Genomic DNA, 18,526 nt, shown 5'->3' with positions numbered 1-18,526 from the left:
ACGAAATTACCACATATGTGGTATTTTCTCTGAACAGAATCTCCCTTATCTTTGTAATATCTTAAAACAAAGGAATTTAAAAGCAGATATATATGGAAAAGATTGCAAAGAAATTGACGGATTTAGTAGGTAACACTCCGTTGCTGGAACTAAGTAATTATAATAAGAGTAATGATCTGAAAGCTCGCCTGATAGTGAAGATTGAATCATTCAACCCTGCGGGAAGCGTGAAAGACCGTATCGCCCTGGCTATGGTAGAGGATGCGGAAACCAAAGGAGTATTGCAGCCGGGATCTACCATTATCGAGCCGACAAGTGGAAATACCGGAGTGGGATTGGCATTTGTTGCAGCCGTAAAAGGGTATAAGCTGATCTTGACTATGCCCGATACCATGAGTGTGGAGCGTCGTAACCTTTTGAAAGCTCTGGGAGCGGAACTGGTTCTTACTCCCGGTGCCGACGGCATGAAGGGGGCGATTGCCAAAGCTGAGGAATTGAAAGCTGCCACCTCCGGATCTGTCATCCTGCAACAATTTGAGAATCCCGCTAACCCCGCTATGCATCTACGCACTACCGGACTGGAAATATGGAGAGATACCGAGGGGAAAGTCGATATCTTCGTAGCCGGTGTAGGTACAGGCGGGACCGTTAGTGGTGTGGGTGAAGCATTGAAGATGCGTGATCCCAGTGTGAAGATTGTAGCCGTTGAGCCTGCAGACTCTCCGGTACTGTCCGGTGGGAAGCCCGGTCCTCATAAGATTCAGGGTATCGGAGCCGGATTCGTCCCGAAGACGTACAAGGCTTCTGTAGTAGATGAAATTATCCAGATACAGAATGACGATGCCATTCGTACCAGCCGCGAACTGGCAAAGAAAGAAGGCTTACTGGTCGGAATATCTTCGGGAGCCGCCGTATATGCCGCTACTCAGGTGGCGAAGCGTCCGGAGAATGAGGGGAAGATGATTGTAGTATTGCTGCCCGATACAGGCGAACGCTATTTATCTACTATCCTGTACGCTTTCGAGGAGTATCCTCTGTAATAAAAAGATTTTTTTATTTTTGTTGTAACAACTTTCTCGTTGTTCCCGTCTATTTAATTGAAGCGCTTCAATAACGACTTTAATTTAAATAATAAAGAAGGAACAATGAGAAAGTTTTTATTTACCCTATTGCTGCTTTTAGTTTGCCATATTGGATATGGGCAAAGCATAGACAGTCTTTTCGATGAGTTTGAATGCGAACAGAATGTCGACTATGTGAAAGTATCTCCTTTTATGATGTCTCTCGGAAAGATGTTCTGCAAACATGAAGAGGGAAGTGAAATCATAAGAAAAGTGAAATCGATGAAAGTCATGGACTTGGGAGATTGTTCGGCAAGCGTGAAAAAGCGTTTCAGCAGTAAAGTAAGCAAGCTGAACCGGAAAGGCTATGAAGAACTGATGCGCATCAACGATGGAGGAGAGAAGGTGCACATACTGATGAAAATCAGGAAGGATGCTATTCGCGAATTATTAGTTGTCTGCTCCGGAAACGATAGTTGTACATTGATACAGATAAATGGTAAATTTGTCAAAGATGATATTGATAAACTGGTAAGTATGGAAACTGGAAAGAAGAATGGACGTCACTGATTTTAAACAACAATTTCTGCCCTGCCACCGGAAGCTCTTTCGGGTAGCTTTTCAGCTAATGGGGAACGCCCAGGATGCTGAGGATATGGTGCAGGAAGCATATCTGAAATTGTGGAATAAGCGCGGTCAACTGAACGGTGTCCTGAATGCCGAAGCTTACAGCGTTACTCTTATCAAGAATTTGTGCTACGATGCACTGCGTCGTAACCAGCTGGATGAGGACGGACGTGCCCCCGAAGAACTGAATATCTCGGCAGACTTCAATATTATCAGCGAAATGGAATGGCGGGATGAAGTAAATCAGGTACAGCGTCTTATCAGTCAGCTCCCCCGGCAGCAAAAGCATGTGATGATACTGCGGGATGTGAATGACTGTTCCTTCGAAGAAATAGAACAAGCCACGGGACTGAATGCTGTCAATATACGAGTATTGTTGAGTCGGGCCCGCAAAAAGATACGTGAACAATTTAACGCAATAGTTGAGTATGAAACCAGATGATATAGAAGATTTGCTGACACGGTATTACGAGGGTGTAACTAGTGAGGCTGAAGAAAAGGAACTCAAACGTTTCTTTATGGAAGAGGAAGTTTCTGAAGATTTGCTTGCCGAGAAGGAACTTTTCCTGCAGTTGGCTGCCTGTCCTGAACCCGAAATTCCTGTCGGGCTGGAAGAAAGGCTGAATGACATGATAGATGCGTGGGATATGAGTGAGAAGCGAGCGTTGAAAGTAAAAAAGCGTACACGTATCATCCGCCTGCAATGGTTAGGAAGCATAGCTGCCAGTCTGCTTCTTTTGTTTTCAGTAGGAATGTATCTGTACAAGCCTTCTGCTCCGAAGGATACGTGCGCTACTCCCGAAGAAGCCTATATGCAGGCACAAAAGGCGTTGGTTATGTTGTCTTCACGGTTGAACAAAGGGATGGAGGAAGTGGAAACGGTACAGGAAGCCACTGGCAAGATCAGAGAGAATGTTTATGAACAATTAAACCGAATAAATAATACAAAACAATGAAACGTACGTATATTATTACCCTGTTATTTTCTTTGTGCTCACTATTTATGTATGCGCAGGACAGTCGCTTTGATAAGTTTGCAGACATGGAAGAAGTTACTTCAGTTTATATCTCCAAAGCGATGCTCAGCCTGATGCCCGATATGCAGACGGAAGGCGTGAATATTGGCAGTATAGCTTCAAAACTGGATAACATACGAATTCTGAGTTGTGACAAGCCTGCTATCATTGACAAGATGAAGAAAGAGTTCGCATTTATTAATTCTAAGAACGGTTATGAAGAACTGATGCGTATCAAAGATAAAGGAGAAAAGACTACGATTTATCTGAAGCAGGATAAAAACAAGAAGAAAGAATTTGTTCTGATGACTGGTGAGAAGAATGAATTTACAGTAATTATCATTACCGGAAATCTTACTCTGAAGGAGATACAAGGTATTGTAAACAAGGAATAATATTTTATCCGCAGGTTATACTATCTTCCTAATATAGGGAGCGGCATAATCTGCGGATAAAAATTTATAGAGATGCTCGGTCATGTTTGCTTCACAAACCATTATCACTGCTCATGGCTGTTCTTTACGCTACCATTTCTTCTTATGGTTTTTCATCTGCCCGCAGACCGAAAACTTTTCCTGTCATCTGGTCTACAGGTACTTTCCATACTTTGACATTCCGTACGGCAGGATCGGAGTAGCCGAACTGATCCTTCGTGTAATGGCGCATGATAATGTCCAGTGCACGGCGTTTCTCTTCCATATCCTCTATGAATTCTACTTTGCCACGACACATGGCACTTTCAGAGCGCATGCTATAGCTGCAGGCTACTTGTTTATGCTGATAAACGAGTTTATGGCCGAGGCTGAACGTGATACACACGTTGTTATTGCGTTGCAGCATTTCTATTTTCCCGCCTTCGGGACCGGAATGGAGGTAAAGGATATCGTTTTCATAGCCGAAGTTCATGGGAACTACGTATGGATTGCCTTCTAAGTCTACCATGCCTACAAAGCAGGCATCCGCCTGAAGAATAATGGATTCGATTCGTTGCTTGTCTTCGATAACGATTGTTTTCATTTTCAATGTCGGTTTTCTAAAGTTAAGTGTGTCTCCCTGATTTATAGCACTATAATGGGATGATAGGGAGAGAATCAGTTCTTTGTTTGTGCCACCCTACTGGCACGGTTGTGCCAAAGGCATGGCACAGTTGTGCCAATGCGGTGGCACAACCGTGCCAATAGGGTGGCATAAGATGAGTAATACTATCAATCAGTTTTAAGTATATACTTATTGCATTTACTTCTATTTCTCAATAAGCGCAAAGTCTAACTGCTTCTTTTCCAGATTGGCACGTGCCACACGGATCGTGATAGCATCTCCTAAACTGTATATCTTGTTTTTGCGGCGTCCGCGGAGACAATAGTTCTTTTCGTCAAATTCATAATAGTCGTCATCCAGGTCACGGATCGGAACCATACCTTCGCATTTGTTTTCATTGAGTTCAACGTAAAGCCCCCATTCCGTCACACCCGAGATTACTCCGTCATAAATCTGTCCGAGTCGCTCGCTCATGAATTCTACCTGTTTGTATTTGATGGAAGCACGTTCGGCATTGGCGGCAATTTGCTCCATGTTCGAACTGTGGTCGCAGAGATCCTCATATTTTGTTTCGGATACGCTTCGCCCTCCGTCCATGTACTTCGTTACCAGACGATGTACCATCATATCCGGAAAACGACGGATCGGTGAAGTAAAGTGGGTATAATAATCGAATGCCAGTCCGTAGTGTCCGATGTTGTGCGTAGAATAACGCGCTTTCTGCATGGCACGGATGGATACGGTTTCAATGAGATTCTCTTCCTTCTTTCCGTGAATATCATCCAGCAAATGGTTGATAGACTTTGATATGTCTGTTTTTGTTCCGCTTGTACGCACTTTGTAGCCGAAGCGGGCGATGAACTGTGACAAGTTCTCCAGTTTCTCCGGATCGGGCAGATCGTGGATACGGTAAGGAAGTACTTTCGGTTTCTTATTCTTAGGTACGCGTCCCACCTTTTCCGCCACCGTCCTGTTAGCGAGCAGCATGAATTCTTCTACCAGCTTATTGGCGTCTTTGGACTCTTTAAAGTAAACGCTGATAGGTTTTCCCTTCTCGTCAATTTCAAACTTCACTTCATAGCGGTCGAAGTTGATGGCTCCTGCTGCAAAACGTTTCTCACGCAGTGCTTTGGCTATCGTATCCAGCATCAGTACTTCTTCCTTGAAGTCACCGGCTTTGGTTTCGATAATCTGTTGCGCTTCTTCGTAGGTGAAACGGCGGTCGGAGTTGATGACAGTGTGTACGATACGTGAATCTCTGACTTCTCCTTTCTCCGTGATGTCGAAGATGACGGAGAATGCCAGTTTTTCTTCATTCGGACGCAAGGAACAGATGAAGTTACATAGCCGTTCGGGAAGCATGGGGATGGTCCGGTCTACCAGATAAACGGAAGTCGCCCGCTTCTCTGCTTCCTTGTCGATGATGCCTCCTTCTTTTACGTAATGTGTCACGTCGGCGATGTGTACACCCACTTCCCACAAACCGTCTTTTATGGGGCGGATAGAAAGTGCGTCATCAAAATCTTTGGCATCTTTCGGGTCAATGGTGAAAGTCGTTACCTTACGGAAGTCTTCGCGTCTGGCTATTTCTTCCGGAGTAATTTCTGCAGGAATTTTATCGGCGGCAGTCTCTACCGCTTTCGGGTATACATAGGGCAAGCCGAATTCGGCAAGGATAGCGTGCATCTCTGTCGTATTATCTCCTGCTTTACCCAGAATATCGATCACTTGTCCGATAGGATTCTTTGCCTTATCCGGCCATTCGGTCACTTTTACGATTGCCTTGTCTCCGGTTTTTCCGCCTTTCAGCTTTTCTTTCGGGATGAAGATGTCGTTGGCAAGCGTACGGTTCTCTGTGACTAAGAAGGCGTATGATTTGGCTACTTCCAGAGTACCGACAAATGTATCATTGGCACGTTCCAGTATTTCTATTACTTCTCCTTCTGCGTCTTTATTTTTTCTTTTGGCATAGAAGGTGATTTTTACTTTGTCATTGTTCATCGCATGTGCCGAATTTCGTTCGGCAACAAAGATCGGCTCGCCTCCACCTTCGGGAATGAAGGAGTTCTTCCCATTGCTCTTGCGCTGGAAAGTACCCGTCATTTCCGTTCCGTGATTGTTCAGCCGGAACTTTCCTTTTTCAATTTCAGAAATATAGTCGTCATCTAAAAGGTCATGTAATATATCAACGCATAGCATTTTCTGCGGATGAGTAGTGAGATGCAATTCCGAGAAAATGTATTTCATACTAAGCGTCTCGCTTGGTTTGGCATGGAAAAAGTTAATCAATAACGCTGCCAGCTCTTTCTTATTCATTCTTTTGCCGGCCTTTTTCTCTTTCTTTTCTTTCTTTTTCGCCATAATGTAGTCATTTAAAATATGTTGATACAAAGATATAAGATTATTTTCCTTGTAGAAACTTTGAGGCGAGAAAAAATAAACCACCCTTGATACTTTATCTCTATAAAGGAGGTCAAGGGTGGCAGGGGTAACTTAAAAGAGAGATGATTATGGTAGTGTTGTCGTAATGTTCAGACACTTGTCTTTTTCGCGGTAGAAGAAGTATCCGTATCCGGAGTCTTTTAATGCGATATTCATTTCTTGGGCTGCTTCCTCAAGGCTGGCTTGACTGGAATCCTGCATCTTAAATACATCCGATTCTCCTATTACGCCGGAATGTCCTTTTATTGCATCGGAAGCACTCCACCAGTACGTGGAGTTCATGTTTGTATAGGCATTACTCATACCAACAATGCCTCCGGCAAATACTGTTTCTCCATTACCGGTCAGACTGCCTTCAATGAGAGAGTAGCATCCGGTTAGTATTTTACGTGCCCTCATAGTACCACTGGCAGCTCCGGCAATACCACCTATATTTATGCTGTTTCTTCCACTTGCCGTTTCGGATGTTGCCTGCATTGTTCCTCTGCAGACTGTGTAGCAGCCATAAATACCTCCGCTCAGTAAATTTGCCGTTATACCTCCACAAGAAGCTCCTGCTGTACCTCCTTTTACTGATAAGAGGGCATTCGTGTCAATGTTTGTCCAGCAACGGGTTAAGGTGGATGTACTGCCTGCAATGCCACCTGCCATCGCTATTTGGGGATGTTCTGCCGTAATTTTACCTTTGAGAGTTACGTCAGAGTCTGAGATTCCTCCCATTTGGAAACTCCCCGTACCATATACACCTCCTACATACGTTGCATCCGAACTAGATCCGCTGCTGCTACATGTTCCTGCTATTTCACCCAAAATAGTTACATGTAATGCACTGCATCCGTAGCCTGCTCTGACTTGTGAACCAATGGCCCCGCCGACATCTACCGAATTGTCGGCTTCTGCTTTTAAGCTTCCTTTAATGAGAATGTTGCAATTGCCGAACATATCGGCTGCATAACTACCGGAAACTCCTCCCACAGCAGCCGATGTACTGATGGAGCCTTCTTCGGATGACTTTTTACTTTTGGCATGTATACTTCCGTTGATTGTGACATCGCAGGCACCTATGCTTGAGCCGCTTGAAGCACCACATATACCTCCGGCATGTGCTCTTGCACTTCCATATTCACGTGAGTCATCAATTGGTTTAGATTCTGCCAGGATCGAACCGTCAACTACTGCCTTACAATACGTAATATAACCGCTGTTTCCATATCCGGCAATGGCACCTACTTGAGGAGTGGCCCCGTTGACTATAAATTCCGACGAAGCCGGAATATTCACCGTACATTGATTGATTGTACCTAGTATCGTACCGCATATCCCTCCAACGATGGATGTGCCGTCTGTATCGGTGGTGAATGAAGCACGGATACTACCTTTAAAGGTACAATTAGTAATGACTGCCTGATAACCGTAAGCCAATATGCCTCCTATAACTAAATAATTGGCTGTTTCTTGGGTTCCTGTATGCACAGCTGTGATATCCCCTTCTACGTTTAAGTTAGAGATGGTGCAACCGGATTTGGACAAACCGAACAAACCACACATGGCACTTGTATTATTGCTGGAGTAATTGATGGTAAAGTTGTGTATAGTATGGTTTTTTCCATCAAAACTACCACTGAACATATTCTTTTCGGGCATAGCAATGTTTTCGTTGTCAAGTCCTGTACCTATCGGAGTCCAGTCGTTTACTCCACTCATATCGATATCGTTTCCCAGTTCATAATAAGCTTTTGTATAGTCAATAGTTGGGTCCATTTCTATTTCAATCTCATCCTGATCTGTAGCAAGTATTGCCTGAGTGTTTTTAATTTCATTGGTTTTGTTAACTAGATAAGCCATCAGTTTTAACTGTCCTGCAGTTTTGATGATAAATGGATATTGTTCGGTTCCCTCACCGGAGGCAAAAGTTCTGGCAACAGAACCTTCCGGCATTTTGACGGCTATCCATTTGCTGAAAGGAGAGGCTGAGGAAGCATTTGCTGTTGTTGAACAGACTGCTACCCAATATTTATTTTCTGATTCCAATCCGGTGAAAGTAGCGCTGGGTTCGGATACGGTCTGAGTTTTGTCTGTCAATTCTCTCCATTCGTCTTTGATTTTTACAATGTAACTTGTAGCATTGGGATCAGCTGTCCATGTTACTTTAAATGAGTTGCTGGATATATCGCTGTATTTGATATCTCCTGGGGCTGATAACGAAGTTACGTCATCATCGTCTGAGCATGATGCGATAGTAAGTGTGAAACCGCATATGATACTAAGAATAACCCAATAGAATATTGTTTTCATATAATTGATATTTTAATGTATCTGGGTAATATGAACTAATTATCTGAATAATTTAAGATTGTAAATGTCCATGGTAAGGGATGGCACAAAAGTATTTTGTGATATATTGTCTTTTTCCAGGAAGAATCCTAGCAGTAAGTCGGCAATAGTATCTCCTTCGGCACTTCCATTATCTTGTAAAGTCAATACAATTTCTCCGTTTATCATAGTCGGAGCAAGGTTGACGCTTTGCTCAGGAAACCAATAACTATAATAACCGGAGGCTATTCCCGAATAAATATATAACGTAGTTGTCATTGTACCGTCTTCATTTTCTACCTTTGTTTCTCCTTGGTATTGTCCGGATGCAATCTTGAAACCATGGTCGGTATAGGTTGCTTCCAGAGTCATCGGGAAGAGGCTGGAATTAGGAAGAGAAATAACATAAGTTCCATTCTCTTCGCTTTCTTTTATACTGGCCGGACCTTTACCTGTAGCCGAATCTTTTTGCCAGATACGATTGAAACTAGCTACCCAGCTTCCCAGTAAGTTTTCGGCATCATATTGCATAAGCACATATACGGCAGTACGTACCCCATTTGTAATTTCTACAGATGTTCCGCGTACAGTATTGGTGGTGTTTTTCTCGAAGTTAAATTGGATACCCTCATCTACTAATTCGTAAGATAACCATTCTTTGGCATCTTCGGGAATGTTTATTTTAAATGGAAATGAACCTTTCAGCGCAATAATCAACGAACTCTTTTCGTTTCCTGTAGCCTGTTGCAAATCATTTTCGTTATAAATGATGATGGCGCCTTGCTGTGTAACGGTTACTCTCTGTGTATTTGCTTCATTACGAATGATAATTTGTGCAGATCGTCCCGGAAAGTCGTAATTCTCCTTTACGTCAAATGTAACCATCTCATGGCTTGTTTCTTTTATTGTACACCAGTCTGCGTCTGCAACTGCCGTCACGTCACCGGTTGCTTCTATGCGGATAGAACCTGTTCCACCAGCGGCTTTGAACGTTACGTCTGATTGGATGACCTTCAATACGGATACGCTTGAGTCATCATTGTCGCATCCTGCAATCAACATACATAACGTCAGTATGAATATATTTAGTAACTTTTTCATTCTTGATACTTTTTAAAATGTTCAGCATTCAGGTTATTATTGCTTTTCAATTGTATAGTCGTCATACCAGCCTACCCATCCGCCAAGAGTACTTTGGCTATATGCGGGTGAAGTATAACCTTGGAATACAAGTGCAGTAGGTTCCGCTCCGGTCAACTGGCTAAAAGTTCCTTCGTCTTTGAAACTTATTGTTAGTGGAGAAGTGCTTTCTGTCTTGCTTACCACAGAGAAGTAATAGCCTGTTTCCGTACTCATGAAATAAGGAATGTACGACATGCCGTTGCCAAATGACAATGCACCGTAATAGCCGTTTATTGAGCCTAATGCCTGAACCGGTATAATCATCTTGCCACTGGAACGGTCATAGGTGATGCTGATAGGTACATTGAGACCTGATAAGTTAAAGCTTTTGTTCTCTACATTTTGTGAAATGGTGATGTCGAACTCTTTACTTTCGAACGTCTGCTCTTTACCACTTTCCGGCTGTGTCAATGCTTTACATTTGAACTTGTAACTACCAAGAAGATCATGATAATAAAGATAACCTTCCGGATAAAGGGATACTAATTTTACTCCTTGAGCACTTTCATCCGTACAAGTGAATGTCATGAACGCATTGTCCCAGGCAAAATATTGCATTTTTTTGCCATTGATAATAACAGGTTCGCGGAAGTGAAGTCCGTTGGGAGTAAAGACAAAGGGGATCGTTGTGGAAGAGGTCTCTGTTTTTCCACTAAATGACAGCGTATAGTTATCACGTTTTAAATAACCGATTTTTTCTCCTCCTGCCATTATATCGAATTGATATAAATAAGCATTCTCTTCTATTTCATTCACTCCCCTGATATACTCTTTCCATTTAGTTGTTACCGGCATTCGTGTCATGGTCATTGTATTACCATATTTCTTTCCTAGTAGAGTGATCTGGTTATCCGAAGCATCCATGATAATAAACTCATAGTCTCCCCCCATGTTGGCATTTGCATCGTTTCCACTGCCTGCCGGAGCTGCAAAAGCATGAATCAGCTCATTATAGCTGTCAAATGTGAGCATGGTGGATTGTTCGGAAACCACCTGATAGAGAGATTCTATAAAAACTCCTGATGGTACATTAGGGGTACTTAGTGTAGAAGCCATCGTCACTTTTTTGTCATCAAACTTACAAAGGAGAGTGATACCTCCCATAGCATAGCCGGAGCCAATATAATATTCCAGCAGCCAACCGTTTGGAGAGCTTTTTAATAGTTCGCTACATTTAATAACATCTGCAGCGGCACGTTCGGCAGAGGACTTATCGAAATAATCATCCTGTTGAAATAAACAGGAATGAAGACCGATGCAGGCTGTAACCAATATAAAGTAGGTTAATATTTTTTGCTTCATAATCAGTGTCTTTTTAGTTGTTGGTAGAGTTGATGTCGTCTTCAATATCGATAGTGTTCAGATCTAAAGAATAAATTTCATCCTGACGCCGTAGTACGACAGAACGCAGATCATCTAAATCTATTCCCCAGGTATCTCTCATATAATTATAGACAATATTGAATTTTTTGTTGATTATTGCTTCACCGCTTTCTCCTGCGGCAGCTAACATGGATTTCCAATAATACTCATCGTGGGTGACATATATAGCGATGTTTTCAACAAAATCTTCTCGGGCCTCGCTCATTGCATAGGGGCTGACAAAACCTGCTTGCCAGGCTTGCTGGTCGGTGCGTGAACTTTGTTTTCCGGTTTCCGGATCGGTATACACATACCAGTTGCTTCCGATATATGCATTTTCGGTGATGCGGTCGAAGGCAGGATCGTAATTTTTTGTCTGATGCAGAATATGAGCGAACTCATGATGCATTGTTTTGAAATAGAATTTGTTTAATTGTTCTATATTAATGTTTTCCACATTCAGGCTATTTACATTGTAAAGGGTAATTTTCATTCCCCCTTCTGCTGTTCCAAGTACCATTGTCCCGCTTTTATCGTAAGCCGGAGAACCTATCAGATGTATCGTTTTGGGAATGTAAACCCGCAGGAAGTTAATGCCGCACAGCTCATCATATGCTTCCATCCAGACATGCTTTACAATTTTGGCTAATACCACCGACTTATTATAATCGGCAGGGATCAAATTCTTGGATTGATCGCTTTCGATATCTTCCATACGGTATTTGAAGGTGACGTTGTAGGTATTCATGTAATTTCTGAATAACCAATGATCGAATGCATTGCCGGTAGTTTCTTCCATCGGGAAGATGCTGTTTGCAGTATCGATATCCTCATCATTGTTACATGCGCCCAAGCAGATTGCTGTGGCGATGAATAATGCGTATAATAAGATGTATTGTTTCATATTCTTTTCTCCTTTCTCTTTTTATCTTGGATTTGCTTCTATACCTGCTGCTATTACATTTGCCGGAATCTGGACGACCCTGCGCAAGTCGTTTTTGTCCATGGTATCAGTAATGTCCATTAATTCTTCGTTTTCAAAGTAACGGCGTTGTACAGTAATGCCGTATCGTCTTATATCTTGCCAGCGTAGGCCTTCTCCCAGTGTGGTGATTCTGCGCAGATGCAGGATACAATGAATGAAGTTAGTCTGTCTGCCGGGTTCAAGCGTAAAGTCCGGAGACAAGGTCTTTTTAGGAGTGATAACTCCTTCATTAAGATTATAGTATTTCATACTTCCGTAAAACTGGTCAACCATTTCCGGAGTTATCGTTTGCGTATGGGTAGTAAAGGACTTCTGCCAGGAAGTGATGTCGGCGGCAGCTTTATCATATTGTTTCAGATAGGTGTATGCTTCTGCACGAGTGATCAGAGTTTCATCAGTAGTGAATGCAGGAACCATGGCGTAAGGATAAAACCCACCGCCTGATACGGCTATTTTTGCCATTAGAGTGATCCGGCGGAAAGAGATTTTAGGTGATCGCGAAGGTTCAAATGGTTGTTGGCGGAATCTGGTGTAGGCACCCCATAGTCCGGTTGAATAACAATCTTCCAGCCCGGTTACAGCATTGTGTGAGTAGCGCATGCAGAGTCCGTAACCGGCATCTATTACTCCGCCAAGCGTAGAGCTGGTACTGAGAAGGAGTAGGTTGGCGGGCTCACTTGCATCGATATAAGCATTAGGCTGGACGTCTCCATTGGGGCTGAGGGTCCCGAGATATTTCCAGTCCCGCAGTACTTCATCGGCATTTGCTCCTAATACAAGATTAGCGTATTCTACTACTTTTTTGCAATTAGAGAAATCCGGTTGCATATAATAGAGGTAGAAACGTGCGGCAAAAGCATATGCCGCTTTCTTGTTGAAATGATATTTGGGAATAGAATAGGCATCATCGTTAATTAGAGGGATGCCTTCTTCTAGATCAGCTGCAATTTTTCGATATACACTGGCGAGCGTACCACGTTCGTAATGGGGGGCTACAGTAGTCTGAAGTGTTTCCATGTAGGGAATGCCTAATTCCTGTTCGGCTGTATTACTGTTATATGCTTGGCAAAATGTAGTTGCCAGCATAAAATGAGCATAGGCACGGCATACCAGAGCTTCCCCTTTCTGGGGATTTAACGATGTCGGATTTCCCAGGTTCTTGATTCCTTGCAGTGCATGGTTGGATGAGGCGATTGCCGCATAGCAGGCATCCCATAAGGCTTGTGGAGTATCTTGTCCTTCTTCGTAGGTATCTTTCCAGTTGTACAAGTCCTCTTCTACCTTTTGCCAGTAACCATATGCACGACTATTCTCGTCTGTGTTATCGCTGTATAATTCCCCTATTTCGCAATTTGTACTTTGCGGATAGGCAGATACCAGGATATTGGCGATACTTTGTTCGGTATCCAACTCTGTCCGGTTGTCCGGAAGTTCATCCAGAAAACTGCTGCAAGCTGTATAGCATGGAGCTAGTAGCAATATCAGTCCTATATGTATTATATTTTTTCTCATATCTAATTTTATTTATAAACTTATTAGTTAATTTATAATCCTAATCTCAATGTCAAAGTAAACTGACGGGGTACCGGAGAGGCTACGCCTCCGGTGTTAAAGAACTCCGGGTCTTGTCCGTTCAATTTCTTATCTGCATAAAGCAGGAAGAGGTTAGTAGCTTGTAATTTGAGTGATAAGTTGGATATCTTTAACGGGTTCAACCAAGTGCGTGGAAACTCATAGGCGAGTGATATTTCTTTCATTCGGATGAAGTCTCCCTTCGCGATGCGGGCCGTTGAGTAATTATAAGCATTGTAGGCATAAGACAGATTCAGATTATGGCTATACTGCGGATAGCTGATTATTGCCGGAATATCTGTTTGGCTTTCATCGCCGGGTAGTGTCCATCGGTTCTTAAATTCACGCGGCATAGCTGTCAGGTCGGAGTAGCTGGCTTTGAATACCGGGTCCAGACGGACTACATTGCCGAATGAATAAGTAAGGAAAACATTTAGCTTGAAGCCTTTATATGTGAAGACGTTTCCAAGACTACCGGTGATAGTCGGGTCTGTCGGTCCTTCATATTTCAGATAATCGATATTGTCACGTGCCTGGAATTCAATCTCTGTGCTTGTAATTTTACCATTGATATCGAATAGGGGAAGACCATTCTTGTCCAGGCCTACAAATGGGATAGAGAACAAACCACGAACCGGATAGCCTTCACGGGCAAATCCGTTACCGGAAATTAAATCCATCACATTTGCCAGTGATTTAAGGTCGGTAACTTTATTTTTGGTATGTGAGAAGATAAAGTCTGTGCTCCAGCTGAAGTTCTTTTTCTTTATATTCTGTGTAGAAAGAGTGAACTCGATACCGTGACTTTCCATTGAAGCTACATTAGCATACGTATAAGTTCCTCCTCCGCCAACTCCCGGGGTGATTGCCGCTCCGATGAGGTCATAATTGTTACGTTTATACCAATCGAGTGCCAGATTGATCCGGTTATCAAGGAAACCAATATCCCCACCGATATTCAATTCATGTTTCTTTTCATAGGTCAGTTCGCTGTTCTCACTGTCTGCCATAAAGATTCCCGGTTCTTGGATATCTGTAAAAGGGCGGTAGGGAGAATAAGCTCTGAAAATAGCCTGTGAGTTTGTTACATTGGCGGGACCGCGGTCGGCTGTCAGTGAATAAGAAACTTTCAGAGTGAGGTGTGAAAGAGTTGGTTCCAGCTTTTTGAAAAAGTTTTCTTCATGAGCATTCCATGCTCCTGACAGGTTCCAGGTGGGGAGCCAACGTGCAGAGTGACTTCTGCCCATGCGGTTGGTTCCTTCATAACGGAATGTCCCGTTCATGGTATAACGCCCGTCGTACGAATAGGTCACGTTGGCAAATGTGGCCACACTGCGTGCCAAACTGTGTTCCAGCGCATAATATTTATCGTCTGCTTCCAATCCTTTCTTGAAAAACTGATATACATAGGATGGAGTTTCACCCATTGAGTATTGCATCCCCCAACCATTGAACATGGTGTATGAACGGCGGAGATCATTGACTTCCATTCCTCCGAAAGCATTGGTGATATGCTTCTCGGCAAATAGATGATTCCATGAAGCGGTCGCACGGAAATCCAATCCTAACATTTTGTAATCTTTACGTTGATAGATGCCTCCTCGTGGCAGAATGCTGATAGGTAATGAGTAAATATCATCCGGATCGCTGTAAAGCAGCCCATTGTTGTTACGAATGGTTGCGTCATCCATACCTGTGCGATATGCTGTTGCCTGATTAGAGTTATCCAGGATATTGTGCTCTTGAGAACTGGCCTGATATTTTAATGATCCTAATGCGCTAAACTCCAGTTCGGGAAGGGCTTTCCATTTTATCTCTCCCTGAAATTTCACATCTACTACATTCAGTTCAATGTAGTTATTGTCTAGTTCATGTAAAATATTGAATGGAGCATAATTGGAAGTATAATAAGCGTTCGGGTCCATTGCTCGAGAAGTGTTGATGGCATAAGAATATGGGTTGATATCAAAACTGCGACTGACTTCTCCATTTGCGGCGTTGACGGTAGAGCTAATGGTTCCGGGTGCTTTTTGCTTACGGTAGGATGCGCTTGAAATCAGGTTGACGGATAGATTTTTGAGTACGTTATAAGTTGTGTTTACATTTGCTGTATAGCGTTTCACTTCACTTTGTTTGTACCATCCCGGATCGAGCATTGCACTCAATGATGCATAGAAAGAAGACTTTTCAGTTCCGGAAGTAATGCTGACCGAGTGGTTCTGTGAAATATTATTAGAGAATAAAGCATCAAACCAATCGGTATTTCTCATTTCTGCTTCGCGTAGATAAGCGTTCATTTCTTCAGTACTGGATATGGCATATTGTCCGGTGACAGGGTCGAAAGTATTGATAAGCTTATACATACGACCATATACACCACTATTGGCAGCGCGATAGATGTCACTGTAATTTAACCATCCTTTTTGTTCCATTTCTTTATAAACTCCCATTTGCTCCTGTGAATTCATAATGTTGAATTCGTTATAGGTGGGGATCATACGAGTGGTAAATTCACCTGTATAACTAATCTTGTTAATACCGGCTTTTCCTTTTTTGGTGGTAACGACAATTACACCTGCCATAGCACGTGCTCCATAAATAGAAGTTGCAGAGCCATCTTTCAATATCTGAAAGCTTTCAATGTCGTCCGCATTCAGACCGGCAATAGCAGAACTGATCAATGTTTCTGCGTCTCCCGAAGAGAGATCGTCTGCACCGACTTCAATTGCGTCTTCCATAATAACTCCATCCACCACCCACAGAGGTTTGGAACTACCATATATAGAGGTAGCACCACGAACCCGGATTTTAGGAGCAGTACCAAATGTTCCCGATACATTTTGAACTGATACACCGGCGGCACGTCCTTCCAGCGCACGACTGATTTCGGGCATACCGTCGAGTTTTACTTCTTCAGCGGATAGCTGTGCAGTAGCACCGGTAAACAATCGTTTATCCATTTTCTGCATACCTGTGACTACGACTTCCGACAGCGTTTGCACATCGGTATTTAGTGTAACACTCATCGTTGGAGTGGCAGTTAGCTCCTGTGGATGCATGCCAATATAAGAGAACTGTAAAATAGAGTTGCTGGCTACTTTCTCGATAAAGAATTTACCATTCAGGTCTGTCAGTACTCCGGATTTGCTGCCTTTAATCTGTACGGTGGCTCCGATGAGCGGTTGCCCGTCATCTCCGGATATGACTACTCCGTTAACATCGAATATTTTAGCCTGTTTGGATGGGCCGGTAGGAGTGATTGTGATAAACTGGCCATCTATATGGTATTCTAATGGCTTGTCGATGAGTATGATGTCTAGTGCTTGCTTTATGCTCTTGTCTTTTACGGACCCCGAGACTGTGAATTTCTTGACATCATCATACGTAAACAGGATTTTGTATCCTGATACTTTCTCCAGACGTTTCAACACAGAAGGCAAGCGTTCATTGTTGAATTCCAACGTGATTTTCTTTTCGTTTTGTGTCTGAGCTTCTGCCGGTCGTGGCAGTAAGCATACGCATAGGAGGCACACGATAAATAAATACCAGTTTCTTTTCATACGTTTGATTTTAAATAACACTATTTTGAACTTGTTTTATATTAATAGTGCGTATGAAAGGAAATTTAAGACACCCCTTTTGCGAATTATTTTCTTTAAAAGATAATATTTTGTTGTTTTCTTTGTGCTTTTGTATACTTTTTGTATGAAAATACTAATCGATAGTAAGAGTATTGCCGTTTAAAGTTACGGTTACTTTTTTCATCCGATTAAGTAATTGAATGGTGTGTTCAAGCCCAAGCCGGCGATCAGCTACAAAGTGCATTTTGTAGTTCATAGCTTCTTTATTGCGGAATTCTATACTTACATTGTACCAGCGTCCGAGATTTTGCATAATTTCCCGAAGAGTGACATCGTCAAAGTAGAAGTAGCCGTCTTTCCAGTAAATGTAAGAGTCCAAATCTACTTCCGTCAGGATAAAATTGCCGTCAGCTTGCAGATGTGCATCTTCTCCCGGAGTAATGGCAGTGTAGGCGCCCCCTTGGGTGTTACTGACTTCTACCTTTCCATTGATAAGTACTACGTGAGAGTCTTCCGGGTTGTAGCTGCGTATATTGAATTCTGTACCTAGTACACGTGTTTGTATACTTGGAGTCTTTACAATAAATGGTTGCTGTTTATTAGGGGTTACTTTGAAGTATGCTTCACCTTCCAGATATACGGTACGTTCTTTTTCTACAAATGCCGTGGGATAAATTAATCGGGTATTTGCATTGAGCCATACTTCTGTTCCGTCACAAAGGATCACTTTAAAGTTCTGCCCTCTGGGGATGGTCAGTGTATGAGTTTGAATCGTATTTTGTGCATTAGGGACATTGGCTACTGTCTTTTTAGTACGGCTGTAATCCAGATATTCTTTGGTTTTGGCAGCTACTTTCGGATCTTTTTGTGATTCACCTAATATCATTTTCTCTCCGTCTTCAGCTTGCAGGGTAATTTCTTGGGGAGTATTATCTGCTGTAAAGACGGTGATTGGGTCAGGAGTCGGGAATATATCCAGAGTATTGGATATGATGAATACAAGACCTGTGAGGATAGCCGCCGCTGAGACCAGACTGATGGCGAGTTTCAGTCCGGCAAAAGGTTTTCGCTTAGTGTGTTTCGCTTTGAAACGAACTAATTCAGCTTCTACGTCTATCGATCCGGGAGTTTGCTGTTGTTGTAACGCTACATTCATATCCATGATGTCACGGCATGTTTGCAGGCATTCATCATCTTCAAGAGCGCCGGACGTTTCTTTCTCATTGAGCTCTGAGGGGGATTCCATGATATCTAATGCTTTTTTGATGGAATCATTTATATCGTTGTAACCTTTGTCCTTATCCATAAATAACTTTTCAGTTCTTGGTTGTTTTTATTTCTATTACT

14 protein-coding genes are annotated in these 18,526 nt (G+C 42.7%); 5 read left to right on the top strand and 9 right to left on the bottom strand.

Features of this window, described 5'->3' with window-relative positions; all coding sequences use genetic code 11:
• Positions 1 to 92 precede the first annotated feature (92 nt).
• The 5 genes from cysK (at position 93) to BLW31_RS08950 (ending at position 3,099) form a co-directional block, all read left to right on the top strand.
• On the top strand, positions 93 to 1,040 hold the full coding sequence (gene cysK, locus BLW31_RS08970) for a cysteine synthase A (protein WP_010535875.1): 948 nt from the start codon (positions 93 to 95) through the stop codon (positions 1,038 to 1,040).
• 105 nt (positions 1,041 to 1,145) lie between these two features.
• Positions 1,146 to 1,631 carry a DUF4252 domain-containing protein gene (locus BLW31_RS08965; protein ID WP_010535874.1) on the top strand — a complete coding sequence of 162 codons (486 nt, stop codon included), beginning with the start codon at positions 1,146 to 1,148 and terminating at the stop codon, positions 1,629 to 1,631.
• Complete coding sequence (locus tag BLW31_RS08960) at positions 1,618 to 2,130, top strand: GFO_1088 family ECF-type sigma factor (RefSeq protein WP_010535873.1); 513 nt, start codon at positions 1,618 to 1,620, stop codon at positions 2,128 to 2,130. The genes BLW31_RS08965 and BLW31_RS08960 overlap by 14 nt, the downstream gene beginning before the upstream one ends.
• A complete protein-coding gene (locus BLW31_RS08955) occupies positions 2,117 to 2,644 on the top strand; it encodes a PG0215 family putative anti-sigma factor (RefSeq protein WP_010535872.1) in 528 nt (175 codons plus the stop codon). Before BLW31_RS08960 ends, BLW31_RS08955 begins: the two co-directional genes overlap by 14 nt.
• Entirely contained in the window at positions 2,641 to 3,099 is a 459-nt protein-coding gene (locus tag BLW31_RS08950; RefSeq protein ID WP_010535871.1) for a DUF4252 domain-containing protein, read from the top strand. Before BLW31_RS08955 ends, BLW31_RS08950 begins: the two co-directional genes overlap by 4 nt.
• 142 nt (positions 3,100 to 3,241) lie before the next feature.
• On the opposite strand, the gene BLW31_RS08945 is transcribed toward BLW31_RS08950, so the two are convergent.
• From BLW31_RS08945 to BLW31_RS08905, 9 genes are all read right to left on the bottom strand, one after another.
• Positions 3,242 to 3,721: a pyridoxamine 5'-phosphate oxidase family protein gene (locus tag BLW31_RS08945; RefSeq protein ID WP_010535870.1), complete on the bottom strand. Its 480-nt coding sequence runs from the start codon at positions 3,719 to 3,721 to the stop codon at positions 3,242 to 3,244.
• Between the two features lie 225 nt (positions 3,722 to 3,946).
• Positions 3,947 to 6,103: a ribonuclease R gene (gene rnr, locus BLW31_RS08940; RefSeq protein WP_010535869.1), complete on the bottom strand. Its 2,157-nt coding sequence runs from the start codon at positions 6,101 to 6,103 to the stop codon at positions 3,947 to 3,949.
• Between the two features lie 147 nt (positions 6,104 to 6,250).
• Positions 6,251 to 8,479 carry a fibronectin type III domain-containing protein gene (locus BLW31_RS08935; protein WP_010535868.1) on the bottom strand — a complete coding sequence of 743 codons (2,229 nt, stop codon included), beginning with the start codon at positions 8,477 to 8,479 and terminating at the stop codon, positions 6,251 to 6,253.
• A gap of 39 nt (positions 8,480 to 8,518) precedes the next feature.
• Positions 8,519 to 9,598, bottom strand: a complete 1,080-nt coding sequence (locus BLW31_RS08930) for a BACON domain-containing protein (protein ID WP_032836601.1) — start codon at positions 9,596 to 9,598, stop codon at positions 8,519 to 8,521.
• Between the two features lie 36 nt (positions 9,599 to 9,634).
• Positions 9,635 to 10,981 carry a DUF4302 domain-containing protein gene (locus BLW31_RS08925; RefSeq protein ID WP_010535866.1) on the bottom strand — a complete coding sequence of 449 codons (1,347 nt, stop codon included), beginning with the start codon at positions 10,979 to 10,981 and terminating at the stop codon, positions 9,635 to 9,637.
• Positions 10,982 to 10,994: 13 nt separating this feature from the next.
• A complete protein-coding gene (locus tag BLW31_RS08920) occupies positions 10,995 to 11,945 on the bottom strand; it encodes a zinc-binding metallopeptidase (RefSeq protein WP_010535865.1) in 951 nt (316 codons plus the stop codon).
• A gap of 21 nt (positions 11,946 to 11,966) precedes the next feature.
• Positions 11,967 to 13,538 carry a RagB/SusD family nutrient uptake outer membrane protein gene (locus tag BLW31_RS08915; protein WP_010535864.1) on the bottom strand — a complete coding sequence of 524 codons (1,572 nt, stop codon included), beginning with the start codon at positions 13,536 to 13,538 and terminating at the stop codon, positions 11,967 to 11,969.
• Positions 13,539 to 13,570: 32 nt separating this feature from the next.
• Entirely contained in the window at positions 13,571 to 17,158 is a 3,588-nt protein-coding gene (locus BLW31_RS08910) for a SusC/RagA family TonB-linked outer membrane protein (RefSeq protein ID WP_029425140.1), read from the bottom strand.
• Between the two features lie 154 nt (positions 17,159 to 17,312).
• Entirely contained in the window at positions 17,313 to 18,485 is a 1,173-nt protein-coding gene (locus BLW31_RS08905) for a FecR family protein (protein ID WP_010535862.1), read from the bottom strand.
• Between the last annotated feature and the right edge of the window lie 41 nt (positions 18,486 to 18,526).

Origin of the sequence: Bacteroides faecis MAJ27 (assembly GCF_900106755.1) — a bacterium.
Classification (GTDB): Bacteria; Bacteroidota; Bacteroidia; order Bacteroidales; family Bacteroidaceae; genus Bacteroides; species Bacteroides faecis.
The sequence above is the reverse complement of the archived record's forward strand: the minus strand, read 5'-3'. Positions and strand labels throughout refer to the sequence as shown.